Origin of the sequence: uncultured Cardiobacterium sp., from assembly GCF_938028825.1 — a bacterium.
Taxonomy (GTDB): domain Bacteria; phylum Pseudomonadota; class Gammaproteobacteria; order Cardiobacteriales; family Cardiobacteriaceae; genus Cardiobacterium.
Genome location: NZ_CALIZP010000033.1, coordinates 36,381 through 59,269, shown reverse-complemented (window position 1 = coordinate 59,269; position 22,889 = coordinate 36,381). Strand labels below are relative to the sequence as shown.

At 60.9% G+C, this 22,889-nt stretch carries 21 protein-coding genes and 1 tRNA gene; 3 read left to right on the top strand and 19 right to left on the bottom strand.

Annotated features, from left to right (window positions below; genetic code table 11):
• Positions 1–39: 39 nt before the first annotated feature.
• From Q0562_RS05430 to ilvB, 12 genes are all read right to left on the bottom strand, one after another.
• A complete protein-coding gene (locus Q0562_RS05430; RefSeq protein ID WP_298642126.1) occupies positions 40–2,256 on the bottom strand; it encodes a DUF5682 family protein in 2,217 nt (738 codons plus the stop codon).
• A gap of 203 nt (positions 2,257–2,459) precedes the next feature.
• Positions 2,460–4,880, bottom strand: a complete 2,421-nt coding sequence (mrcB, locus tag Q0562_RS05425; protein ID WP_298642122.1) for a penicillin-binding protein 1B — start codon at positions 4,878–4,880, stop codon at positions 2,460–2,462.
• A gap of 18 nt (positions 4,881–4,898) precedes the next feature.
• Positions 4,899–5,675: a thymidylate synthase gene (locus tag Q0562_RS05420; protein ID WP_298642119.1), complete on the bottom strand. Its 777-nt coding sequence runs from the start codon at positions 5,673–5,675 to the stop codon at positions 4,899–4,901.
• Entirely contained in the window at positions 5,659–6,444 is a 786-nt protein-coding gene (gene lgt, locus Q0562_RS05415) for a prolipoprotein diacylglyceryl transferase (protein ID WP_298642116.1), read from the bottom strand. Before lgt ends, Q0562_RS05420 begins: the two co-directional genes overlap by 17 nt.
• Before the next feature lie 105 nt (positions 6,445–6,549).
• On the bottom strand, positions 6,550–7,455 hold the full coding sequence (locus tag Q0562_RS05410; RefSeq protein WP_298642113.1) for a hypothetical protein: 906 nt from the start codon (positions 7,453–7,455) through the stop codon (positions 6,550–6,552).
• 31 nt (positions 7,456–7,486) lie between these two features.
• Entirely contained in the window at positions 7,487–8,125 is a 639-nt protein-coding gene (locus tag Q0562_RS05405; protein ID WP_298642111.1) for an endonuclease III domain-containing protein, read from the bottom strand.
• A complete protein-coding gene (locus tag Q0562_RS05400; protein WP_298642108.1) occupies positions 8,122–8,685 on the bottom strand; it encodes a rhomboid family intramembrane serine protease in 564 nt (187 codons plus the stop codon). The genes Q0562_RS05405 and Q0562_RS05400 overlap by 4 nt, the downstream gene beginning before the upstream one ends.
• A 32-nt stretch (positions 8,686–8,717) precedes the next feature.
• Positions 8,718–9,395, bottom strand: coding sequence for a hypothetical protein (locus Q0562_RS05395; RefSeq protein WP_298642105.1), 678 nt, complete (start codon positions 9,393–9,395; stop codon positions 8,718–8,720).
• A gap of 157 nt (positions 9,396–9,552) precedes the next feature.
• Entirely contained in the window at positions 9,553–10,566 is a 1,014-nt protein-coding gene (gene ilvC, locus Q0562_RS05390; protein WP_298642102.1) for a ketol-acid reductoisomerase, read from the bottom strand.
• A gap of 61 nt (positions 10,567–10,627) precedes the next feature.
• Positions 10,628–11,047, bottom strand: coding sequence for a hypothetical protein (locus Q0562_RS05385; protein ID WP_298642099.1), 420 nt, complete (start codon positions 11,045–11,047; stop codon positions 10,628–10,630).
• A gap of 16 nt (positions 11,048–11,063) precedes the next feature.
• The gene (gene ilvN / locus Q0562_RS05380; RefSeq protein ID WP_298642097.1) at positions 11,064–11,576 is read right to left on the bottom strand and encodes an acetolactate synthase small subunit; all 513 of its coding nucleotides are present in this window, start codon (positions 11,574–11,576) and stop codon (positions 11,064–11,066) included.
• Entirely contained in the window at positions 11,573–13,339 is a 1,767-nt protein-coding gene (gene ilvB, locus Q0562_RS05375; RefSeq protein WP_298642095.1) for a biosynthetic-type acetolactate synthase large subunit, read from the bottom strand. The genes ilvN and ilvB overlap by 4 nt, the downstream gene beginning before the upstream one ends.
• A gap of 543 nt (positions 13,340–13,882) precedes the next feature.
• Between ilvB and Q0562_RS05370 the strand changes: the two genes are divergently transcribed.
• Positions 13,883–13,958: transfer RNA gene (locus Q0562_RS05370), tRNA-Arg, on the top strand.
• Between the two features lie 139 nt (positions 13,959–14,097).
• On the opposite strand, the gene Q0562_RS05365 is transcribed toward Q0562_RS05370, so the two are convergent.
• The 3 genes from Q0562_RS05365 to Q0562_RS05355 all read right to left on the bottom strand — a co-directional run bounded on the left by Q0562_RS05365 (position 14,098) and on the right by Q0562_RS05355 (position 15,933).
• Positions 14,098–14,484 (bottom strand): maltose acetyltransferase domain-containing protein, encoded by a 387-nt coding sequence (locus Q0562_RS05365; RefSeq protein ID WP_366144713.1) that lies wholly within the window; start codon positions 14,482–14,484, stop codon positions 14,098–14,100.
• Complete coding sequence (locus Q0562_RS05360) at positions 14,481–14,678, bottom strand: DUF1737 domain-containing protein (protein WP_298642089.1); 198 nt, start codon at positions 14,676–14,678, stop codon at positions 14,481–14,483. Before Q0562_RS05360 ends, Q0562_RS05365 begins: the two co-directional genes overlap by 4 nt.
• A gap of 76 nt (positions 14,679–14,754) precedes the next feature.
• A complete protein-coding gene (locus Q0562_RS05355; protein ID WP_298642087.1) occupies positions 14,755–15,933 on the bottom strand; it encodes an aminoacetone oxidase family FAD-binding enzyme in 1,179 nt (392 codons plus the stop codon).
• Positions 15,934–16,499: 566 nt separating this feature from the next.
• Between Q0562_RS05355 and glpT the strand changes: the two genes are divergently transcribed.
• Positions 16,500–17,954, top strand: coding sequence for a glycerol-3-phosphate transporter (gene glpT, locus Q0562_RS05350; protein WP_298642085.1), 1,455 nt, complete (start codon positions 16,500–16,502; stop codon positions 17,952–17,954).
• Between the two features lie 191 nt (positions 17,955–18,145).
• Here glpT and Q0562_RS05345 read toward each other — a convergent pair whose 3' ends face one another.
• The 3 genes from Q0562_RS05345 to folB form a co-directional block, all read right to left on the bottom strand.
• Entirely contained in the window at positions 18,146–19,564 is a 1,419-nt protein-coding gene (locus Q0562_RS05345; protein WP_298642083.1) for a hypothetical protein, read from the bottom strand.
• A gap of 68 nt (positions 19,565–19,632) precedes the next feature.
• A complete protein-coding gene (gene aspS / locus Q0562_RS05340; protein WP_298642081.1) occupies positions 19,633–21,426 on the bottom strand; it encodes an aspartate--tRNA ligase in 1,794 nt (597 codons plus the stop codon).
• 78 nt (positions 21,427–21,504) lie between these two features.
• The gene (gene folB / locus Q0562_RS05335) at positions 21,505–21,870 is read right to left on the bottom strand and encodes a dihydroneopterin aldolase (RefSeq protein WP_298642078.1); all 366 of its coding nucleotides are present in this window, start codon (positions 21,868–21,870) and stop codon (positions 21,505–21,507) included.
• Positions 21,871–21,916: 46 nt separating this feature from the next.
• Between folB and plsY the strand changes: the two genes are divergently transcribed.
• Positions 21,917–22,585: a glycerol-3-phosphate 1-O-acyltransferase PlsY gene (gene plsY / locus Q0562_RS05330; protein WP_298642075.1), complete on the top strand. Its 669-nt coding sequence runs from the start codon at positions 21,917–21,919 to the stop codon at positions 22,583–22,585.
• Positions 22,586–22,625: 40 nt separating this feature from the next.
• Here the strand turns inward: plsY and Q0562_RS05325 are convergent, their stop codons facing one another.
• A complete protein-coding gene (locus tag Q0562_RS05325; protein WP_298642072.1) occupies positions 22,626–22,811 on the bottom strand; it encodes a (2Fe-2S)-binding protein in 186 nt (61 codons plus the stop codon).
• Between the last annotated feature and the right edge of the window lie 78 nt (positions 22,812–22,889).

The window sequence follows — 22,889 nt, the reverse complement described above, 5'->3', positions numbered from 1 at the left end:
TGGTGAAGGCGGCGGGATGGTGCGGACGGGGCAGCCCGTTTACGCTTCAAGCCCCAGCAGGCGGGCGACAGTCTGCATCGCCGCTTGGGCGGCAGTTTCGTCGATGGCGCTGTCCGTCGCGACGACAGCGGCGCGGCTGCCGCCCGCTTGTCCCGCCTGCATCCGTGCCTTGTCGCCGAGCTGGCGGCGTTCGCCGGCCTCAAATGCGGTGAAGGTGCGGCGCAGGAGTGGCAGCAGTTCGGTGAAGCGGTCTTCCGGCAGGGCGCGCAGCCAGTCGTTGATGATCTGCCACAGGGTGTCGTGCACGAGCAATACGGTGCCGCTTTGGTAGAGGAAGCCTTCCAGCCATTGGGCGGCGTCGGCGTAGTTGCCGCCGCGCGAGAGTTGGCGGTGCAGTTCAGCGGCGACGGTTTCTGCGTCGGTTTGCTGGCGGTCGTAGTGGTCGCGCCAGGCGTTGCCGGCGAGCAGCGGGTGGATGTGTTGTGAGGTGGTTTGGGCGTGGATGTAGTCGTGCCAGTAGCGGTCGGCATCCGCGTCGTTCAGTGCGGCGAGGGCAGCCCCGGCACTGCGGGTAAGGCGGCAGAGGGTTTGCGCGCTGTCGTTATCGATGTTCATGCAGCCCTGGACGCCGCCGGCGGCGAGGCGGGCAAGCAGGGTATCGAGCAGGTGGGCAAGGGCTGCGTTGTCTGTTTGCCGTACGTTGCCGTAGCGCAGGGTTTCGGCGAGGTGGGGCAGGGCGGCGAGGGTGTCGGCGAGGTCGCGGTTATCGACGCTGAGGGCGGCGATGGCGGCGGCGAGTGCGGCGACGAGGTTGGGCAGTTCAGCGGGCAGGACGTGTTCGAGGCGTTCGGCGAGCGCGGCGAGGCTCTGGTCTTGGTGCAGGGTGCTGGTGATGTAGGCGGTGACGGCGCTTTCCAGGGTGTTGCCGTACACGGCTTTTTCGGTGAGACGGATGTGTTGTTCGGGCTGGTATTCGAGGCGCCAGGCTTCTTTGTAGGTGCCTTTGCCGCTGCGCGCCAGCGGGGTGGCCCACAGGCCGCCGTCAAGGAGGTTCAGGCGGTGGATGTATTGGCTGCGCGCAAGGTCAAGCGGTTTGCGCAGGTCGAGGATGATTTCTCGGCTTTCGGCGGTTTGCGGCAGGCGCAGTTGTTTGCGCTGTTTGTCGATATCGGCGATGAGCGGCAGTTGCGGGGTATTTTCGGGGACGCTGCCGATGGTGTCGCCGATGAGCCATGCGTGCTGGATGCGGTCGATGATGGCGCTGTCGCCCATGCCGATGATGCTGGCGAGGGCGTCGGTGTAGTCGGCGAGGGCGACGCGGGTCTGCCCGCGCAGGGCGGCGGTGGTGCGCGCGAGGCGCAGGGTTTCGATGAGGTGCGCCGCCGAGATGTCGTAGTGTTTGGCGCGCAGGTGTTGGGCGGCCCGGCCCAGCCAGCGCACACCGTCGTCATCGGGGTGTCGCCAGAGGTGGGCGTACCAGTTCGGCGCGCGGATGCCCGCGCCGTAGCCGCTTTGGCGGGTGAGGCGGCTGTTGGTCCAGGGAATCCAGGTGCTGTCCACTTTGGTTTTGGCAAGCCCTTTGAGCAGGGCGTTGTCGTCCTTGACGGCAACCGCGCTTTGCAGGGCGGGGATGTGCCAGGCACCGCAGATGACGGCGAGGCGTTCGCTTTCTTTGGTGGCGGCGCGGATGGTTTTGCGCATCCATGCTTCGCGCTTGAGGTCACCAGCGCTGGTCGCTGCCGGCAGGGCATCGCGCAGGGCGGCAATGGCTTCGGTAACGGCGGCAAAGAGGTCTTCGCCGTCGCCGCGCTGTTCGACGGTGGCTTCCCACCATTCTTCGCCGTCGCGGTAACCGGCGATGTCGGCGAGGTCGTCGAAGGGGTGGCGGGCGGCGGTGGGGGTGTCGTCGTCTTCGTCGTGGTCGTCGGCGAGGCTGTGCGCCAGCGGCAGGTCACAGAAGGTGAGCGGGATGTGATGCGCGAGGGCGTATTGCATGGCCTGCCATTCGGGCGACCAGGCGGCGAAGGGGTAGTACACGGCACGCTGTGGGGCGTCGGGGCGGTAGGCGAGCAGGGCAACGGGCGGCTGCATGGCGGCATCGGCGACAAGCGGCAGCAGGGCGTCGGCTTCGGGCGGGCCTTCGAGGAGGATGCGGTCGGGTTGCAAGGCGTCGAGCGCGGCGAGGAGGTGGCGGGCGGAGCCGGGGCCGTGGTGGCGGATGCCGTAGTAGTGGATGGACATGGTTTGGCGTTTCAAGGTGTGCGGTGGCGGGGTCCGTGTTTTCGCCGCTTGGCGGGGCTTTTGCCAACAGCAGAAAAGGCTGGCTGCGCCTGCCCGGCGGGCTGAAGCCCACCCTGCGAACTCTGTTTTGTTTCTTGGGATTGGGATGAGATGTTGCGGGCAACGTCTTTACAAGAACCGGTGTTTATGCCGCCTGGTGGCGGGTTTTGCCACCGGGCTCAGTTGCCCGGCCCCCAGCCTTCGACGGGCACGCCGGTGCTGCCGCCGCCACCGCCCCAGTTGCCGCCGCCTGCCGGTTGTTCCCATTGCAGGCCGCCGCTGTTGTTGTTGTCGAAGACGCCGGTGCCGTCTTCGTCGTCGCGCTGCACGGGGCGCGGGGCGGCGCAGGCCTGGTAGTGGGTCGGCTCGGAACCGGCGATGAAGGCGTATTCGGCCGCGCGGCCGCCGCAGCCCTGTCCGGCCAGTGCGCCGCTGTATTTGTCCACCATGCGGGTGACGATGCCTTCCGGTTTTTTCAGGTCGAGCGGTTCGTTCGGCAGGTTTTTCATGATGTCCATCCACACGCGCATCGCGCCTTTGCCGCCGGTCAGACGGGTGATTTTGTTTTCGTCGTTGCCGACCCAGACGACGGTGAGCAGGTTGCCGGAAAAACCCGCAAACCAGCTGTCGCGATAGCTGTCGGTGGTGCCGGTTTTGCCGGCGATGTTGAGCGCCGGGCTGACTTTTTCTTTGAGCGCGGTGGCGGTCCCCCGGCGCGGGATTTCCTGCATGGTGGAGGTGACGAGGTAGTGCGGGCCCGGCTCGATGGCTTTCACCGCCTTGAGATCGAAACGGCTGACGATGGCGCCTTCCTGGGTGGTGATTTCACGGATGGAGCGCAGCGGGATGAGGTAGCCGCCGCTGGCGAAGGTTTCGTAGATTTGCGCCACATCGATGGCGCTCATGCTGATGGCGCCGAGGGAAACGGAGGGGTTGTTGCGGATGGGGTTGTCCGGGCGCGGCTTGTAGCCGAGGCGTTGCAGGGTGTCGGTGACGTCCTTGATGCCGACGTCGAGCGCGATGCGCGCGGTCGGGATGTTGTAGGAGCGGATGAGGGATTCTTGCAGGGTGACTTTGCCGTGGTTGCGTTTGTCGTAGTTTTTCGGCGACCAGGTTTTGCCGCCGGTTTTGTAGTTGAGCGGGCTGTCATCGAGCGGGGTGGCGAGGGTGTAGAGCTGCGGGTATTCGAGCGCGGTCAGATACACCATCGGCTTGACGACGGAGCCGATGTTGCGCAGGGAGTAGAGGGCGCGGTTGTAGCCCTGTTCGTTCGGCACGCGCGAGCCGATGACGGCCAGCACTTCGGCGTTGCCGGTGTTGACGACGACGGCGGCGCTTTGCAGGAAGTTCTTTTTCAGGCCGTTGCGTTTTTCCAGGGTCGGCAGGGCACCGGTCAGGGCGTCCTGGGTTTTTTGCTGGATGAGCGGGTCGAGGGTGGTGAAGATGTTGAGGCCGTCTTTGGTGAGGTCTTCTTCTTTGTAGTGTTCGCCGAGCTGCTGGTACACGAGGTCAACAAAGGCGGGAAAGCGCACCCGCGCGCGCTGGGCATCGACCGGCACGACGTCAAGCGGCAGCGATTGCGCGAGTTTCATGTCGGCTTCGCTGATGAGGTTGTTCTGCTGCATGAGGCCGAGCATCATGTTGCGCCGTTGCAGGGCGTATTCGGGGTGGCGGCGCGGGTCGGCAAGGCCGGGTTCGCGCACGAGGCCGATAAGCATGGCGACTTCGTGCAGGCCGAGGTCTTTGAGTTCTTTGTCGAAGTAGTATTCGCTGGCCAGCCCGAAGCCGTGGATGGCGCGCTGGCCGTCCTGACCGAGGTAGATTTCGTTGAGATAACCTTCGAGGATGTCTTTTTTGCTGTTGTGGTATTCGAGGACGAGTGCCATCAGCACTTCTTTGAGTTTGCGCGACAGGGTTTGTTCGTTGGTGAGGTAGTGGTTTTTGATGAATTGCTGGGTGAGGGTACTCGCGCCCTGTTTGCCGGATTTCTGGATGTAGGTAATGTAGATGGAGCGGGCGAGGCCGCGCGGGTCAATACCGGGGTGGCGCCAGAAGTTTTTGTCTTCGACGGCAATCAGGCTGTCGATGAGCACCGGCGGCACGTCTTCGAGGTTGACCAGCACGCGGTCCTGCTTGCTCGCCGGGTAGATGCTGGCGATGTGCAGCGGTTCGAGGCGTTCGAGGACTTCTTCTTCAAGTGTGCCGAGGTTTTGCACACCGCTGACTTTGTTGTTGTCGAACTGCACCTGCATCCGCCGCGCCGGACGCTGGCCGTCCCAGAAGTTGAAGGGCTGGGCGTAGTATTCGACGGTGTTGCCGTCGCGGCGGTACTGCTTGATGTTGTTCGGGCTGGCGACTTCGCGGTAGTCGAGCAGTTTGAGTTCGGCGACAAGGTCGTCAGGGGTAAGCGTCGCGCCTTTGTAGAGTTCGAGCGGGCGGGCGTACACGCGCGCCGGCATGGACCACAGCGCGCCGCCCAGTTTGCGGTCGTCAAGGTGGTATTCTTTTTCGAGTTTCATCGCGTACATGAAGAGCAGCACGCAGCCGAAGATGCCGAGGATGACGAGGAAGTAGAAGGTGTTGCGGATGAGGCGTAACAAGGGTGTTCTCCGGTTGGGTTAGACGGCCACGGGTGCCTTGATGGGCGGATGGCTGTGGTAATGCTGTAACTGGATGTCGTCGTAGTGGTAGCTGTCGATGGTGGGCGCGTGGCGCAAGGCAAGGGTCGGCAGCGGGTAGGGCGCGCGGGCGAGTTGTTCGCGCGCCTGGTCGAGGTGGTTGTTGTAGAGGTGTACGTCGCCGCCCGTCCAGATGAAGTCGCCGGCCTGCAAATCCGCCTGCTGCGCCATCATGTGCGTCAGGAGAGCGTAGCTTGCGATGTTGAACGGCACACCGAGGAAAACGTCCGCCGAGCGCTGGTAGAGCTGGCAGGAGAGGCGGCCGCCCGCGACGTAAAACTGGAACAGGGTGTGGCAGGGCATCAGCGCCATCTCCGCCAGTTCGCCGACGTTCCAGGCCGAGACGAGCATGCGGCGCGAATCAGGGTCAGTTTTCAGGAGATGCAGGACGTGGGCAATCTGGTCGTGTCCTGCCCAGTCGCGCCACTGCTTGCCGTACACCGGGCCGAGGTCGCCGTTTTCGTCCGCCCATTCGTCCCAGATGGTCACGCCGTTATCGCGCAGGTAGCCGATGTTGGTCTCGCCGCGCAGGAACCACAGCAGTTCATGCACGATGGATTTGAAATGCACCCGCTTGGTGGTGAGCAGCGGGAAACCGTCCTGCAAGTTCAGGCGCATCTGGTAGCCGAACACCGAGCGGGTGCCGGTGCCGGTGCGGTCCGCTTTGGCGCTGCCGTGTTCGAGCACGTGGCGCAGGAGGTCAAGATACGCTTGCACGCGCCCCCCGCCGCAACATCAGCCACAGGCCGAGAATCAGCATCGGCAGGCTGAGCGCCTGCCCCATCGTCAGCTCGCCGATGAGGAAATTGACCTGCCCGTCCGGCTGGCGCACCAGTTCGACCAGCGAGCGGAACAGCGCGTAGAGGATGAGGAACAGCCCCGATACCTGCCCGCTGCGGCGCGGTTTGGCGGAATAGAGCCACACGGCGATGAAGAGGACGATGCCTTCCAGCCCCGCTTCATAGAGCTGCGAGGGGTGGCGCGGGATGCCGTCGCCGGTGCCGGGGAAGACCATGCCCCAGGGCAGGTCGGTCGGGCGGCCCCACAGTTCGCCGTTAATGAAATTGCCGATGCGGCCGAAGAACAGCCCCGGCGGAATCATCGGCGCGACATAATCCGTTACGTCCCAAAAACCCTTGCCCTTCTTGCGCGCGAACAGCCAGAGCAGGAACATCACCCCCAGCAGGCCGCCGTGGAAAGACATTCCGCCTTCCCAGATTTTCAGCGGATAGAGCCAGTCGCGCGCCCAGTACCCCATGCCGTAAAACAGCACATAGCCAATCCGCCCGCCCAGCACCACGCCGAGCATCAAATAGGTCATCAAATCGCTGACATCTTCCTTGTTCCAGGCGGGATTTGACTTGGTGCGGCGCACGCCGAGCAGATAAGCGCAGCCGAAGCCGATGACATACATCAGGCCGTACCAGGTCGGGTGAATCGGGCCGAGCTTGAAAATATAGGGGTTGAAATTGGGGAATTGCAGCATGAACCTAAAACCTTCTACTGAAAAAACAGCGCATTACAGTCGCATCAAGACATAAAAAACGCGCGCGATAATAGCATAAAGCCTGTGCACGGCGGGGCGCGGGCATTAGCGGATACGGATGCGGCGCGAGGCAAACAGCCCTTCGCACACCCGCTGCGCCCGCCGCCCTAACCATAAAAACAGCAGAATGCTGAGCGGCACGGCCACAAAACGACTCAACCACACCGTGCGCTGGAATTGCCGGTAGCGTGCGCGGAAATAATTGTCGCCATGCAATGACTGGCCATCAATCTCTATCGCATAGACCGCATCGACCCGCCAATTATTCCGGTAATACCACACCTTTATCGGCTTTCCGGCAAAGCGATAGACCTCATCGCAGGCATCTTGCTCAAAATGAAAATCGCAATTCAGATAGACACCATCAATCAGCAGATAAGACCTGATTGAATGTCTCGTTTCAATAACCCAGGGCGCCGCCGGCGTTTTGCCCTCCACGACCCGCATCTGCGCCAGCGGGATTTCCGGCGTCTTGTCCCGCAAAATATTGGAATTCTCGTTATAGCCTGCGGCAAAAACCACAAGCAGCAATATGATATTTATGGAAAACATGCCCGAATCCAGACCGGAACGCACATATCGCGTTTCCGTCTGACGCGGCAAAATGCGCAGATGATTTGCCCCATTATCTGCAACAGGCGCAATACGGTGACTGGGTACACCATCATCCGCAGAAAGATAAATGGTCTGAATATCGAGATGTGCATAATTCTGCCAGCCCCAACTCCATACCATCGGCAATGTATAAATGGCAGTAGCCAGCACCCAAGCCTGAAAATATCTCTCGCGCCACGGCAACAAATACAGCAGCACAAATACCGCCAGCGTCAGCCAGAACAGGTTCCTGGCCGGCGTGCGGTCAGGATAAATCAGCATGGACATGCCGATGGCATCATCATCCTGCCGCGCCAGCAGCAGTTCAGGGAAAGGGTCGTGATCGGGGGTGGTCATCGCGGTGGCTGTATGGTGAAGGGCAGGGCGCTCAGGCAGGACTGGCAGGCGGGCACAGCCAGCTTTCATCCAGCTGCGGGTTCTTGCGGAAGGCTTTGCCGTGTTCATCAATCACCGCATGCCATTCCTGCGCGGTGTGCAGGCTGATGTCTGCCGGCAGCGGCATGCACTCGGCGCGCAGGGCGGTGTAATCGCGGGCTTCACTCAGCCCGAGGCGCTGAAAGAAGCGCAGGGCGTAGCGGTCGGCAATGAAGACTTTGCGTCCGAAAATGTAAAGCAGCATGGCGTCCGCTGTTTCCTGCCCCACGCCTTTCAGGGTCAGCAATTCCGTGCGCAGCGCGGCGGTCGGCACGTCGGCAAAGGCGGCGAGATCCCCGCCCTTTTCGATAAACCATTGCACCAGTTCCTTGATATACACGCTTTTCTGTTTGTAGAACCCGGCGGGGCGGATGCGCGCCTGCAAGGCCTCCAAAGGTAACGCTGCTAGGGCAGCGGGAGTCAGCATGTCTGCCAGTCCCGCCAGCGCTTTTTCCGCATTCTGCTGGGTCGTCTGCTGGATCAGGATCATCGATACCCAGTCGGCAAGGCGGTTTTCCTGACACCACCAGCGCTGGTCGCCGTAATGTTCGCGTAGGCGTTCCAGGGTGGCGAAGATGCGGGCGCGCTTCATGCGCTCAGCCACCGTGCCGCCGCGATACCGGCGGCGAAGCCCCAGATATGCGCCGCCCAGGAAATCTCCGGCCGGTATTTGAACAGCGACAGCAGCAGGCCGCCATAGAGGAGGAAGGCGGCGGCGGCGTAATAGAGGGCGTGTTTGTCGCGGCTGAACCAGGCGTAGGCGAGGAGGAAGCCGAACAGGGCGAAGACCAGTCCCGAAGCGCCGAGCATCACCGCCCGCCGCCCGAACAGCCACACGCCCAGCCCGCTGCCGCCGGTGGCGATGAAGAGCAGCAGCAGGAACTGGTGCAGCGGCAGCAAATCGCCACTGAGAAAACCGAGAATGGCGAGCGGGATGGAATTGGAGAGCAGATGGGTGAGATCGACGTGCAAAAGCGGCGCAGTAAAGATGGCGGGCAGGCTGAGGAAGCGGCGCGGATGAATGCCGAAAACGGGGCGCAGCATCTTGCAGGTCAGCAGGTCAAGGATAAAGCCCGCCCACATCAGGGCGAGCAGGGCCAGCAGCGGATTGCGGGCGGCGTAATGCCAGAGGGTGGCGGGGTCAGGGAGCATCTTCCGTGGCGGGTGGCGGTTTCGGCGGCATTCTACTGCGCGGTATGGCCGCTTTCGAGGGCTGCGCCGGCTGTATCGTCAAGCACTTTGCTCATCGGCACGGCACATTCCATGACGATCAGCGCCGCCTGCGTCGGCGGCAGGGCGTCCTGCGCCAGCATTTTCTGCACGGCAAGGCCGTAAGCGAGGTGCCATTCCGGCGGCGGGACGCGCAGGCGGTCGAGGATGCCCGCTTGCAGCGGCTGCCAGAGTTGCAGGCTTTCCAGCGGCGTCATGCGGATTTCCCGGCCGCGCGGCAGGCGGGGAATGCCGAATTGCGGGGCGCCGACGGTTTGCGTTACATGATGGCGGATGGCCTCGATGTCCGGCAGTGCGGCATCGCGGTATTTCTGCATGGCGGTGCCGAGCAGCGACCAGACGGAGAGGCGGTCTGACAGCAGCAGGCGGTCGATTGCCTCGCCATAGTAATAGTGATGTCCGGCAACATCGCTGACCGTGATGAGGGTATCGTTTCCGAGCAATGCGGCGCGCAGGCAGGCCTGTCCGGCGAGACTGCCGAGGGTGGCGAAGGCGCTCTCGGCATGCGTGCGCCTGTCTTCATGCAGGATGGCCGTGATGTTTTCATAGATTTCGACGGCGGCGATCTTGGCGGCGATGTACGGCGTGGTTTTACCGGGCGGCGGTGTGGCGGGGTCGGTTGCGGGGTTCATCGGTGATTCTTGACGGATAAGGCGTCGGATTGACAAAAATTATATGCAAGAACCGTACCGTTCCGGCGGCAAGACGGCATTTTCCCCGCCGCTGCACGGCAGGGGCGGTTTTCCGCAAGAAAAAGCCCCTTTGGCGAAGGGGCTTTTGCGGTGTCGCTCAGTTCTTTTCCTGATCCACCAGGCGGTTCGCTTTTATCCACGGCATCATGTCGCGCAGTTTGGCGCCGACGATTTCGATGGGGTGTTCGGCGTTCTGGCGACGGCGGGCGGTCATGGACGGCGCCCCCACTTTGTATTCGGTGATGAAGCGCTTGGCGTATTCGCCGTTCTGGATGTTGGCGAGACATTCTTGCATCGCGTAACGGCTTTCCTCGTTGATAACCGCCGGGCCGGTGACATATTCACCAAATTCGGCGTTATTCGAGATGGAGTAGTTCATGTTGGCAATGCCGCCTTCGTAGATGAGGTCCACGATGAGCTTCATTTCGTGCAGGCATTCGAAGTAGGCCATTTCCGGCGCATAGCCCGCATTAACGAGCGTCTCGAAGCCCGCTTTGATGAGTTCGACCACGCCGCCGCAGAGTACGGCCTGTTCGCCGAAAAGGTCGGTTTCGGTTTCTTCTTTGAAGCTGGTTTCGATGATGCCCGCTTTGCCGCCGCCGTTCGCCACGGCGTAAGCGAGGGCGAGGTCGCGCGCTTTGCCGCTTTTGTCCTGCTCAACCGCGATGAGGTGCGGTACGCCGCCGCCCTGCTGGTAGGTGCTGCGCACGGTGTGACCAGGCGCTTTCGGCGCAATCATGATGACGTCCAGATCGGCTCTGGGGCTGACTTGTCCATAGTGGATATTGAAGCCGTGGGCAAAGGCGAGCGCCGCGCCGTTTTTGATGTCGGCTTCGACGTTGCGATAGACCTCGGCGATGTTTTCATCCGGCAGCAGGATCATGACGATGTCCGCACCTTTAACGGCGTCTTTGACGGGTTTGACGGTGAGGCCTGCGTTCACGGCTTTTTTCCAGCTTGCGCCGCCTTCGCGCAGGCCGACGACGACGTTCACGCCGCTTTCTTTGAGGTTGTTGGCATGGGCGTGACCCTGTGAGCCGTAGCCGAGGATGGCGACGGTTTTGCCTTGCAGGACGCTCATGTCCGCATCTTTGTCGTAATAGACTTTCATGGGTTCTCCGGTTGTGGGTTTGTTGAAATGATTAAATGGCGGATCGAAGCCCGCAACGGTGTCATTGCGCCTGTTCGCCCGTCAGGCCGCATCCTTGCGCGACAGCGTCGTTGGCCACCGTCAGTGCGTCGAGTTCGGCGCTGGTGTCCTGCTCGGTGAGGTTGTGCAGCGCCCAGAAACGGAAGAGGCGCGGGTAGTCGGATTTTTCCGCAGCGCAGCTGCACGCCCCGGCTTTTTCCACGCCCCGCTCGGCGATGCAGGCTTCTATGGAGGCTTCTTTGTATTCTTCTTTCCGGGTTTCGAGGTAGGCGGTGAAGGCTGCTATTTTTGCCGCTTCGTCCGGCGCTTTTTTTGCCGCCTGTTTGGCGTTTTCGATGATTTCAAGGGTCAGTTTGTTGAGTTTGCGCCCGGGGTAGTCGAACTGCGCGAGGGCATGGCCTGCCAGCAGGACGCCGAGGATGAGGAGGGCGGTTTTTTTCATGGCGGTTCTCCGTGGGTCAGTCGTTCATAATCAGGCACTTGCCCGTGCCGGTGGCGGCGAGGCCGGTAACGCCGGTGCGCGCCATTTCGGCGATGATTTCCGGTTCCAGCACGCCGATGAAGGCGTCGAGTTTGCGCTGTGAGCCGGTGACTTCAAAGATGACGGTGCTTGGCGTGATGGCGATGATGCGCGCGCGGAAGGCTTCCGCCAGTTGCAGATATTGGCCCCGGTTTTTCGCGTCCACGTTGATTTTGATTAAGAGCATTTCGCGGTCGACGAATTCGGTGTCGGAGAGGTTCACCAGCTTGATGACCTCGATGAGTTTGTTGAGCTGTTTGTTGATTTGTTCGATGAGTTTTTCGTCGCAGTAGGTGACCAGCGTCAGGCGCGAGATGGTTTCGTCCTGCGTCGGCGCGACGTTCAGGTTTTCGATGTTGAAGCCGCGCGCCGAGAAGAGGCCGACGACGCGCGAGAGCGCGCCTGCGCGGTTTTCCATGAGAAGGGAGATAACGTGTCGTTTTGTGCTCATATCAGTACCATTTCCTGGCTGTCGCTGTCTTGGTCGTTGTCTTTGTTGCGGCGGCAGCTTTTGCCGAGCAGCATTTCCGCCTGACCGCCGCCCGCCGGTATCATCGGATAGACGTTTTCGCTAGGGTCGATGACGATGTCGGCGAAAACGGTTTTATCTTTCTGGGCGATGATGTCGCGCAGGGCCGGTTCGAGTTCGTCCGGGCGGCTGATGCGCACGCCGCTGTGCCCGTAGGCTTCGGCAAGTTTGATGAAATCGGGTTGCACATCCATGGTGCTCATCGAGTAGCGGCGGTCGTAGAAGAATTCCTGCCACTGCCGCACCATGCCGAGGTAGCCGTTGTTCAGGCAGAGGATTTTCACCGGTACTTGATATTGCAGGGCGGTGGTCATTTCCTGAATCATCATCTGGATGGAGCCGTCGCCGGTGATGCAGTACACGTCTTCGTCGGGGCGGGCGATTTTCGCGCCAATCGCCGCCGGATAGCCAAAACCCATCGTGCCGAGGCCGCCGGAATTGATCCAGCGGCGCGGTTCGTGGAAGGGGAAGTATTGCGCTGCCCACATTTGGTGCTGGCCGACATCAGACGCGATGATGGCTCGCCCGCCGGTGAGTTTGTAGAGGGTTTCGATGACTTGCTGCGGCTTGATGCGCTCGCCGTCGGTTTCGTATTTGAGCGAGTCAACCGCGCGCCATTTGGCAATTTGCGCCCACCAGTCGGCGGTATGCGCGGGATCAGCTGTCTCTTCGCCTATCTGGTGCAGCATCTCGCCGAGCACAGCGCGCACCGAGCCGACGATGGGGATGTGCACGGTGACGTTTTTCGAGATGGAAGAGGGGTCGATATCGACGTGGATGATTTCCGCATGCGGGCAGAATTTGTTCACATCGCCGGTGACTCGGTCATCGAAGCGGGCGCCGACGGCAAAGAGCACATCGGCATGGTGCATCGCCATGTTCGCTTCATAAGTGCCGTGCATCCCCAACATCCCCAGGAATTGCGGGTCGTTGCCGGGATAACCGCCAAGCCCCATCAGCGTCCCCGTCACGGGCAGGTGCAGGCGGCGCGCCACATCAATCAGTTCCGCGTGGGCATTATCAAGAATGACGCCGCCGCCGAAGTACAGCACCGGTCGCTTTGCTTTTTTCAGCGATTTCAGCGCGCGCTTGATTTGCCCGACGTGGCCTTCCACCGTCGGCTGATAAGAGCGCAGCGAGACTTCGTCGGGGTAGTTGAAATCGGTGAAAGCACCGGTCACGTCTTTGGCGACATCAATCAGCACCGGACCCGGTCTGCCGCTGCGCGCGATATGGAAAGCCTTTTTTATGGTCAGCGCCAGTTCTTCCACATTCTTCACCAAAAAGCTGTGCTTGACGCAGGGACGGGTGATGCCGACCGCATCTACTTCCTGGAAGGCGTCGTTACCAATCAGCGCCGACGGCACTTGGCCGGAAATGACCACCAGCGGGATGGAATCGGCATGGGCGGTGGCAATCCCGGTCACGGCATTGGTCAGCCCCGGCCCGGAGGTAACCACCGCCACGCCGACCTTGCCGGAGGCGCGCGCGTAACCGTCCGCCTCGTGTACCGCGCCCTGCTCGTGGCGGGCGAGAATGTGGGTGATGTCCTTCTGCTTGTAAATCGCGTCATAAATATGCAGTACCGCACCGCCCGGATAACCGAAAACGTGCGTTACCTGCTCCTCGCGCAGTGCCTCGATGATGATGTCTGCACCGCTGATGTGATGTTTTTTTTTCGCCATAGCTGCTTCTTCTCATTACGGGCGGGTAACAGTACGCATCGCATCAAGAGGCGTCAAGCGGCATTTCTCCGTGCTGCCCGGGTGGCAAACGGCAGGATGGCGGTGGGCAGGGGAGATAATGATAAAAATCACCCGGCAAGGCGGGTGATCGCCGCCCGGCAAGCGGTAACTAAGGGTGAGATTCCCTAATAACGGCGGCAAACGGCAGATGCGTTAAAAAAAACGCGGCGGCGCGGGATTTTTACGTTTTCGCGGCAATTTTGAGCGAATTTTGCCGATGAAAAAGAGAAAACCGGTTAACAGGGCATGGCGCGTGGTGAATTGCCGAAACCCGCCGATGCCGACGGCACAGGGCAAACAGCGGGATTGAACGCAACCGGTGCGGCTCCGGCGGATATAGTCGTTTCAAATAGGGCTGGGACAAGGCGGCGAGTCGAAGACAGTACAACCGGTACGGCGGGGCGGGCCAACGCCGTATTAGTTCTGGTTGGAACGACGATAAATTGCCGAAACACGGGGCATCCGCTACAATGCGCGCCCTTCCCGCCCGTAGCTTAGTGGATAGAGCGTTGCCCTCCGGAGGCAAAGGTCAGGGGTTCGAATCCCTTCGGGCGGGCCATCTCTTTCATTGTTTTTTCCTCTTTCGCGCCAACTTTGTTGGCGCTTTTTTTACGCCACTTTCAACTTCACGGCAAAGCGCCCGGCATTGCGGCGGCAGCAAAAAAGCGGGCTGAAGCCCGCTTTTTTCAGTATGACCCTCAACCGGCGCGGATGCCCCGGGCGGCGTACTGTTCGCGGTCGGCGTCGCTGATGGCACGCAGGACGCGGCAGGGGTTGCCGACGGCAATCACCCCGGCGGGGATGTCCTTGCTGACGACGCTGCCCGCGCCGATGGTGTAGAAGCGTTTGCCGGCGTGGATGTGCCGCCCGTAGTCGCAGTAGAACGGCGCGCTGATGTGGATGCCTTCCGGCAGTGCGCCGAGCAGTTCGGTAAGCAGCGCCGCCCGCGCCGCGTCGTCGTGCGGCGGGATTTGCGTGTTGTAGCGCCAGAGGAGGCTGCGGCAGCGGTGACGCGTGGCGACAAGCACCGCGTCATAGGGCTGGTGCGGCGCGCCCGCAAGCATTTTTTCGTATTCGGTCATCAGTATTCACCCAGCGGTTTCTGCGGGTCGTATTCGCCTGCGACTTCTTTGACGACGGCCTGCCCGCAGAAGCGGCCGTTGGCGTCGCCGGTCAGTTGCGGGTTGCCGTAGAGTTCCCAGCCGTTTTGCAGGGCTTCGGTAACGCGACGGCAGAAGGCGGCGTCATCGGCGCCGGTGAGGAAGCGGTAGATTTTCATGGTGTCTCCTTGTCAAGGGGGGAAGCGGGATGATGCCGCGTTCATGGCGGCGGCGCAACGGGGCAGGGCAGGGCGGTCATGCCCCGTCGCCGAGATGCTGCGCGCAGCACCATCCGGACGACCACGCCCATTGCAGGTTGTAGCCGCCGAGCCAACCCGTTACATCCAGCGCTTCACCGATGATGAAGAGGCCGGGCTGTTTCTTTACAGCGAAGGTTTTCGGGTCGATTTCGCGCGTGTCCACGCCGCCGCTGCTCACTTCCGCCTTGCCCATCCCTTCGCTGCCGCTGATGGCGACGGCCTGATGTTGCAGGCCGTGCATGATGTCGCGCAGGGCGGCGTCGCTGTATGCGTGCAGGTCGCGGTTGCCGTGTGCGGCGGCAAAGTGGTCGGCGACAGCTTTCGGCAGGTGCGGGCGCAGGGCGTGCGCGAGGCTGTGCTGCGGGTGGGCGCGTTTTTCCGCCATCAGGTAATCGGCGGGCAGATCGGGCAGGTGGTTGATGACGATGGGCGCGTCTTTTTGCCGGTAGCCGGAGATTTGCAGCACGGCGGGGCCGCTGATGCCGCGATGGGTGTAGAGCAGGTCATCACGGAAGCTGGGCGCGCCGGCGGTTGTGATGCTGACTTCGTGGCTGATGCCGACGAGGCCGACGGGCGGAGTCGCGAGCGTGAGCGGCACCAGGGCGGGACGGAAAGGGTAGTTGCGAATGCCGTACTGTTTGGTGACGCGCAGGGCGTAGTCGCTGGCGCCCAGTTTGGGATAGCTTGGCCCGCCGCAAGCGATGACGAGTTGCGGTGCGCGGAAATCGCCGTGGCTGGTTTCGACGCGGTAGCAGTCGCCGTCGTAGTGCTGGCTGTGGATGGCGATGTGGTGGTGTAAGTGAACGCCGCTGGCGGTGAGGCTGTCATGCAGGGCAGTGAGGATGCCGCGCGCGCGTTCGGCGGCGAATATTTGCCCCTGGTGCTTTTCTGCGGCGGTGATGCCGCGTGCGGCGAACCAGTCCAGCACCTGCCACTGGTCGTGGCGGGCAAGCGCGGAGCGGACAAAGGCGGGGTTGTGGCCGTGGTAGGCCTCGGCGCTGAGGTGCAGGTTGGTGTAGTTGCATCGGCCACCGCCGGAGACGCGGATTTTCGCGCCGATGTCGCGGTTGTGTTCGAGGAGGCAGACGCGCAGGCCGCGTGCGGCGGCGTGAATGGCGCAGTAACTGCCGGAGGCACCGCCGCCGATGATGAGGACGTCGTAGCTGTGGGTCATGGGTTATCCGTGCGGATGGCGGGAGGGACGGCAATGATAGCGGAAGGCATGCGGGACATCCGAACACAGTGTATGTCCGGTGCAGGCAGTTCCAGCCTCACGGGCACAGGTATCCGCCCTTCCCAACAGTTGCAAAACAGCTGAAGAAACAAAGGGAAGCCCCTGGCCTGCGGGCAGGATGGGAACCGCTTACGCGGTGAGAAGGGGCAGGGGCGAGGGCGGTCGTCCGCAGGGCGAATCTCGCCCGGCGGGACAGACGGGCATTTTTTGCCCCCTTTCCGCCCCCGGCCACTTTTCCCCGCAAGCTGGGAAGGGATTATTCACTGTTTTTAGAACGGCCATACAAAGACGGCCATTCATAAAATCCGGCACCGCATTTTCTTGGAGAAAACACGATGAATTATCGGCCGTTGACGAGTTTTTCCCGGTTCACGCATTTTCGCGAGAAAGAAGAAAAGCGGCAGAAAGATTGCAAGTTGGCACTTCACCGGCAAGTCGCTACAATCCGCGCCCGGAATGCGGCATGACCTGCCGCTTCAATCTTGTTAACCTCTTTGGAGCCCTTAATGATTGGCATATTCAAACCGTCGCCGGATGCACCCCGCCTGCCCGCCGACAAAATTGATCCCACCTACCGCCGCCTGCGCTGGCAAGTGTTCTGCGGCATTTTCTTTGGTTACGCCGCCTACTATTTCGTGCGCGGCAACTTCAACCTTGCGCAAAAGGGGCTGATTGACGCCGGCCTGTACAACAAAGAACAGCTCGGCCAAATCGGCACCGCCGTAGGTCTCGCTTATGGCCTGTCGAAATTCCTGATGGCATCCATTTCCGACCGCGCCAACCCCAAAGCCTTCCTGCCTTGCGGCCTGCTGCTTTCCGGCTTGTGCATGACCCTGATGGGGACCGTACCCTTCTTCACCACCAGCGGTGTTGTCATCGCCTTCATCATGATCTTCCTCAACGGCTGGTTCCAGGGCATGGGCTGGCCACCCTGCGGCAAGACCATGGTGCACTGGTGGTCGAAAAAAGAACGTGGCTCCATCGTCTCCATCTGGAACTGCGCGCACAACGTCGGCGGCATGATGCCGGGACTGATGGTGCTGCTCGCCGGCTGGGTCTTCTACCAGCAACATGGCGTCAAGGCGACAGAAGCCGACATCTGGCGGCAAGCCCTCTACTATCCGGGCATCATCGCCATGGTGCTTGCCGTGCCGGTGTACTTCGTCATGAAAGACACCCCGCAATCCTGCGGCCTGCCGCCAATTGAGCAGTGGAAAAACGACTATCCGGAAAACTACGACGAAAAAACGGCGGAAAGAAACCTCACCACCAAAGAAATCTTCCTGACCTACGTCCTGAAAAACCGCCTGCTGTGGTACATCGCCCTCGCCAACGTCTTCGTCTATCTCATCCGCTACGGTGTGCTCAACTGGTCGCCGGTGTATCTCAGCGAAGTCAAACACTTCGACTTCAAAGGTACCGCCTGGGCCTACACCATCTACGAACTCGCCGCCATCCCCGGCACCCTGCTCTGCGGCTGGGTCTCGGACAAAGTTTTCAAAGGCCGTCGCGGCCTGACCGGTGTCGTCTTCATGACCCTGACCACCCTGGCTGTCGTTGCCCTGTGGATGCATCCGGCGACGCCTGCCGACAAGCTGGCCCAATATGCCAACGTGGAATGGTTCCGCAACCCCTATCAGCTCACCGACTTCATCCTGCTGACCACCGTGGGCTTCCTCATCTACGGCCCGGTCATGCTCATCGGCCTGCACGCCCTGGAACTCGCACCGAAAAAAGCCGCCGGCACCGCCGCAGGCTTCACCGGCCTCTTCGGCTACCTCGGCGGCACCGTGGCCGCAGCCTATGTCATTGGCCGCACTGCCGAACGCTACGGCTGGGACAAAGGTTTTGAAGTCATCGTAGGCGGCGGCATCATCGCCATCATTCTGCTGGCCATTACCACTATTGAAGAAGGCAGACACAAAGCCAAAATCCCCGAATCCAAGCGTCTGCAAAAATAAACCCGCCTGACGGCAAAAAAGAGGGGAACCCGACGGTTCCCCTCTTTTTTATATAGTCGTTTCAAGCAAATAGAAATAATATGGTGTTGGCGCGTCTGACCGGACATCCATAAAACGTTCCTTCCCGTATCCGCTTGCCTCGCGCCCGGTGTTCGTGCCGCCTGGCGGCTTTGTGCCGTGCTCCGGGGGCATCAGTCGTTAAAGGAAATCTGGGAAGAGTCGCTGATGGTCATTTGTGGGTTTTTCCTGTTTTCCTCGATCTTGCCGGAGACGCAAACATCGGCATGCGCCAGTTGGGAGGCTTGGCGGGCAAGCGCCTTGCTGGTTTTCCCAACTACGGCGGTAAAAGACTGCTTGGGGGGCGCTGCCTCGAAATAAAGCGAGATGCTCTTTTTGGTCTCTTTCAAGGCGGCAACCCTGCCGCAGACGCGGCGGGTTTCACCGATATGCTGCCCCGCTTCGCGCGCGGCGATGCTGCCGTCGTCACCATGTGTTTCCTGTTTTGCCTGTTGGGGAGGCGGATGATTTGTTTCGACCGGCGCAGGCGGCGGTGAGACAGCGGCAATGCTGCCGGTGGATACGGCAGGCAGCGCCGCTGTCCCGGTATCGCGCCCGGAGGCAGCAGGCGACGCCGCTCTTCCGTCCGTGCTGCCGGGCGGCTCGATTACCGGCAGTTCGGTGAGTACCGCCGATGGATCCACCGCTTGGGCGGTGGCGTTTTTTTTCGCCATTTTGCCGGCGTAGTAATAGCCGCCTGCCGCAATCGCAGCGAGGGCAAGGATGGCGGCGACAGCCGGCAGCAGGGATACCGCCGTTTTTTTCGCCTGCCCGCCGGTGTGGAAATCGTCACCGGCCGCCCCATGGTGGATATCGCTCATGATGTCTTTGAGAGTTTGGATATCGGCGATAAGGGCCTTGATGTCGATTTCGTTGGCGATGACGGCGGCAAGCGATGCCCGCTGGTATTGGCGGATTTTCTCTTCGTAGGTGCGGATGTGCGCGTCAAGTGTCCGGATCTGCATGTGCAACTGGGCGTCGTTTCTGCCCTTGCCCGCCGCCTGCGCAACCAGGCGGTCGGCATTTTCTTTCAGGCTGCGGGCTTCCGCCGCCCATAGCTTTTTCAGCGCCAGGATGTCGTCTTGGTAGGCTTCGATGATGGCGGCGTTGTCTTCTTTCTTGTTCTTGGGAGTGTAGTCCCCTTGCGCCTGCGCGCGCAGGATGTCGCCGATTTCGTTCATGATGACATCGGGCGCATGCTGCATCTTGGCGGCACCGTAGCGCAGGATGGCGGGGAAGGCGGCATTCAGCGCGTTTTGCTGTTCGAGGTATTCGTTGAAGCGGCGGTAGTCAATGTCGCCGTCGGCAGACTTGTAGGGGGCGAGACCGTCCAGTTCGATGGCCAGACGCTGGTGTTTGTCCGGATTGCTGACAAGGATGTCAATGCTGCGCTCAACGCCTTTGCTGTCGGTAAAGCGGTGTGTCGCGCTGAGGTCTTCCGGACTGATGTCGTCGATTTTGCTCAATATCTGCCTGACAAATTGCTCTTTAAGATTCGCCGGATGTTTGAAGTGCTGTTTGTTGCGCTGTATCCACAGTTCCCAGTTTTTCATGTGTCGTGATATTCCATTCTTGTCGCGGTTCGTGAAAAACGCCCCCTTGCGGAGGCGTTGCTATCAGGTCAGCCCGCCGGTTTTTCCCGCTTGCGGATGTGCAGTTCTTTGAGTTGTTCTTCGCTCGCTTCCGAGGGGGCGTCGGTGAGCGGGTCGTAGGCGGTCTGGGTTTTCGGGAAGGCCATGACGTCGCGGATGGATTTGGCGCCCGCCATCAGCATGATGAGGCGGTCGAGGCCGAAGGCGATGCCGCCGTGCGGCGGGCAGCCGTATTTGAGGGCATTCAGCAGGAAGCCGAATTTTTGTTGGGCTTCTTCTTCGCCGATGCCGAGGCTTTGGAAGACACGTTGTTGCATGTCGTCGCGGTGAATACGGATGGAGCCGCCGCCAACTTCGATGCCGTTCAGCACCATGTCGTAGGCGCGCGAGAGGACTTCGCCGGGCTTGGTATCGAGTTCGTCGAGGTTCGCGGTTTTCGGCTGGGTGAAGGGATGGTGCATGGAGTACCAGCGTTTGTCTTTTTCGTCGTATTCGAACATCGGGAATTCGATGACCCACAGCGGTGCCCAGGCGCAGGTGAGCATATTGAGATCGTGCCCGATTTTGATGCGCAGCGCGCCGATGGCGTCGTTGACGATGTTCGCTTTGTCGGCACCGAAGAAGATGAGGTCGCCGTTTTCCGCGCCGACGCGTTGTACGATGTCAAGCGCGATAGCACCTTCTGCACCGCCTTCTTTGGTGAGGAATTTCACGATAGGCGATTGCAGGCCTTCGGCGCTGGTTTTGTCGTTGACTTTGATGTAAGCGAGGCCTTTGGCGCCGTAGCGGGCGACGTAGGCGGTGTAGTCGTCAATTTCTTTGCGGGTGAGTTTGTTGCCGTCGGGGATTTTCAGGGCAACGACACGGCCGTTTTCTTGCGCGGCGACACCGGCGAAAACTTTGAAATTGCTGTCTTTGACGAGGTCGGCGATGTCCACGAGTTCGAGCGGGATGCGCAGGTCGGGTTTGTCCGAGGCGTAGCGGCGCATGGCTTCGCGGTAGGTCATGCGCGGGAAGGGGTCGGGCAGGTCAACGTTCAGGTGTTCTTTGAAGATGCCGCGAATCATGGTTTCCATGAGCTGCATAATGTCTTCTTCTTCAAGGAAGGAGGTTTCGATATCAAGCTGGGTGAATTCGGGCTGGCGGTCGGCGCGCAGGTCTTCGTCGCGGAAGCAGCGCACGATTTGGTAGTAGCGGTCGAAACCGCTCATCATCAGCATCTGTTTGAAGAGTTGCGGCGATTGCGGCAGGGCGAAGAATTTGCCGGGGTGGGTACGCGAGGGAACAAGGTAATCGCGCGCGCCTTCGGGGGTAGCTTTGGTCAGCATCGGGGTTTCGATGTCAAGGAAACCGTGACCATCCAGGTAGCGGCGCAGGGAGGAGGCGACTTTGCTGCGCAGGATGAGGTTTTTCTGCATGACGTCGCGGCGCAGGTCGATGGTGCGGTTTTTCAGGCGCACTTCTTCGGAGACGTTGTCTTCGTCGAGCTGGAAGGGCAGTGCTTCGGATTTGGAGAGGACGGTGAGCGTTTTGCCGAGGATTTCGATTTTGCCGCTGAGCATGTCGGGGTTTTCAGTACCGGCTGGGCGCAGGCGGACTCGGCCTTCGATGGCGAGGCAGTATTCGCTGCGCACTTGTTCGGCGAGGGCGAAGGCTTCGGCGGTGTCGGGGTCGATGACGATTTGCACGAGGCCGCTGCGGTCACGCAGGTCGATGAAGATGACGCCGCCGTGGTCGCGCCGGCGGTGTACCCAGCCGGCGACTTTGACGGTTTCGCCGTCGAGTTTTTCGGTCACGTCTGCCGCATAGTGTTGTCTGTACATGTGTTTTCCTTTATTGGCTAATGTCGGTATTGGGTCAGCCGGATGCCGCCGGGCTGCAAGCGGCCGCATTATAGTGGCTCAGTTTCGCTCCCGATAGATTCGCAGGCCGACTTCGCGCGTGGCTTCGAGCGCGCCGGGTTTTTGGATGTCGAGGCGGACGTTTGCGGCGAGCGGGTAGGCGGCGAGCAGGTGCGCGGCAAGGTGTTCGGCAAAGGCTTCGATGAGGCCGTACCTGCTGTTTGCAGCGTAAGCGGTGATGTCGGCGCAGATGGCGGCGTAATCCAGCGCCTGTTGGATGTCGTCAGATGCCCCGGCGGCGCGGGTGTCGGTGCCCAGTTCGCAGTTGATGATGAGGGTTTGCTTCGCCGCGCGTTCATGGGGCAAAATGCCGATGACGGTTCGTACCCGCAGTGCATGGATGTAGATGATGTCTTGCATAGTCATAGGGTTATGGATTGTTTTTTCTGAATTATCGCACTCAGGGGGTGTTATGCAACATTTTCTTTTCTGCTTTTTCGGCGCGATTGCCGGCTATGTCTGCGGTTCGCTGTCATCGGCGGTCATCGTCTGCCGTTCCATGGGTTTCGGCGATCCGCGTACGCTCGGTTCGGGCAATCCGGGGGCGACCAATGTGTTGCGTATCGCCGGGGAAAAGGCCGCCGCCATCACGCTGGCGGGCGACGCGCTGAAAGGCTTTATCCCGGTCATGGTTTTCATCATCCTGCGCCGCTTCTTCCCGGCCGGGGTTAGCGATTTGGTGATTGTGCTGGTCGGGCTGGGCGCGTTTTTCGGCCATCTCTATCCGGTGTTCTTTGATTTCGAGGGCGGTAAAGGTGTCGCGACTGCGTTTGGCGTCCTGCTTGCCTGGAATCCGATTGTCGCCCTGCTTGCCGCCGCCATCTGGGGGGCGGTCTTTTACAACACGCGGATTTCCTCGCTGTCCGCCCTGTCCGCCGCTGCTTTCGTCGCCGTGGCCTCGATTTTCTATACGCCGGGAAAATCTGGAACGTGGATGCTGCCCGCCGTCTTCATCATCGTCGGCATGCTGTTCTACCGCCACCGCAGCAATATTGAACGCCTCATCAAGGGTGAAGAGGCACCGTTCGGCGGCGGCAAAATGAAAGATCCGTTCGCCGATGAAGACGATGACGACGAGTGAGCAGGCAGGAAGAAGCCCCGGGAAACCGGGGCTTTTTTGATCAGGCGGCGTGATAAACGGTCGGCTTGGCGTGAGACTCAACCAGGGTTTCCACCGTTTCGCAGCATCTGCCGCAGCAGCTGCCCGCGCCCAGCGTGGCGGCAATGGCGGCGGCGCTGTCGTGGCCCTGTTCAATGGCGTTGATGATTTGGCGATCGGTAATGCCTTGGCAAATACAAACGTACATGTGGATAGGAAGAAATGTTATTTGAATTTAATGTAGCGGCAAAGCGCCGTTGAGTCAAACCTTTTCACCGGCGGCGCG

Excerpts from the sequence above, each read along its gene's own strand:
- Q0562_RS05360 (WP_298642089.1), bottom strand. The coding sequence starts at position 14,678 with ATGAAAATCTACCGCTTCCTCACCGGCGCCGATGACGCCGCCTTCTGC.
- Q0562_RS05355 (WP_298642087.1), bottom strand. The coding sequence starts at position 15,933 with ATGACCCACAGCTACGACGTCCTCATCATCGGCGGCGGTGCCTCCGGC.
- lgt (WP_298642116.1), bottom strand. The coding sequence starts at position 6,444 with ATGCTGCAATTCCCCAATTTCAACCCCTATATTTTCAAGCTCGGCCCG.
- ilvC (WP_298642102.1), bottom strand. The coding sequence starts at position 10,566 with ATGAAAGTCTATTACGACAAAGATGCGGACATGAGCGTCCTGCAAGGC.
- Q0562_RS05345 (WP_298642083.1), bottom strand. The coding sequence starts at position 19,564 with ATGAAAAACTGGGAACTGTGGATACAGCGCAACAAACAGCACTTCAAA.
- ilvN (WP_298642097.1), bottom strand. The coding sequence starts at position 11,576 with ATGAGCACAAAACGACACGTTATCTCCCTTCTCATGGAAAACCGCGCA.
- Q0562_RS05400 (WP_298642108.1), bottom strand. The coding sequence starts at position 8,685 with ATGCTCCCTGACCCCGCCACCCTCTGGCATTACGCCGCCCGCAATCCG.
- ilvB (WP_298642095.1), bottom strand. The coding sequence starts at position 13,339 with ATGGCGAAAAAAAAACATCACATCAGCGGTGCAGACATCATCATCGAG.
- Q0562_RS05410 (WP_298642113.1), bottom strand. The coding sequence starts at position 7,455 with ATGACCACCCCCGATCACGACCCTTTCCCTGAACTGCTGCTGGCGCGG.
- folB (WP_298642078.1), bottom strand. The coding sequence starts at position 21,870 with ATGACTATGCAAGACATCATCTACATCCATGCACTGCGGGTACGAACC.
- aspS (WP_298642081.1), bottom strand. The coding sequence starts at position 21,426 with ATGTACAGACAACACTATGCGGCAGACGTGACCGAAAAACTCGACGGC.
- Q0562_RS05405 (WP_298642111.1), bottom strand. The coding sequence starts at position 8,125 with ATGAAGCGCGCCCGCATCTTCGCCACCCTGGAACGCCTACGCGAACAT.
- plsY (WP_298642075.1), top strand. The coding sequence starts at position 21,917 with ATGCAACATTTTCTTTTCTGCTTTTTCGGCGCGATTGCCGGCTATGTC.
- glpT (WP_298642085.1), top strand. The coding sequence starts at position 16,500 with ATGATTGGCATATTCAAACCGTCGCCGGATGCACCCCGCCTGCCCGCC.
- Q0562_RS05395 (WP_298642105.1), bottom strand. The coding sequence starts at position 9,395 with ATGAACCCCGCAACCGACCCCGCCACACCGCCGCCCGGTAAAACCACG.
- Q0562_RS05385 (WP_298642099.1), bottom strand. The coding sequence starts at position 11,047 with ATGAAAAAAACCGCCCTCCTCATCCTCGGCGTCCTGCTGGCAGGCCAT.
- Q0562_RS05325 (WP_298642072.1), bottom strand. The coding sequence starts at position 22,811 with ATGTACGTTTGTATTTGCCAAGGCATTACCGATCGCCAAATCATCAAC.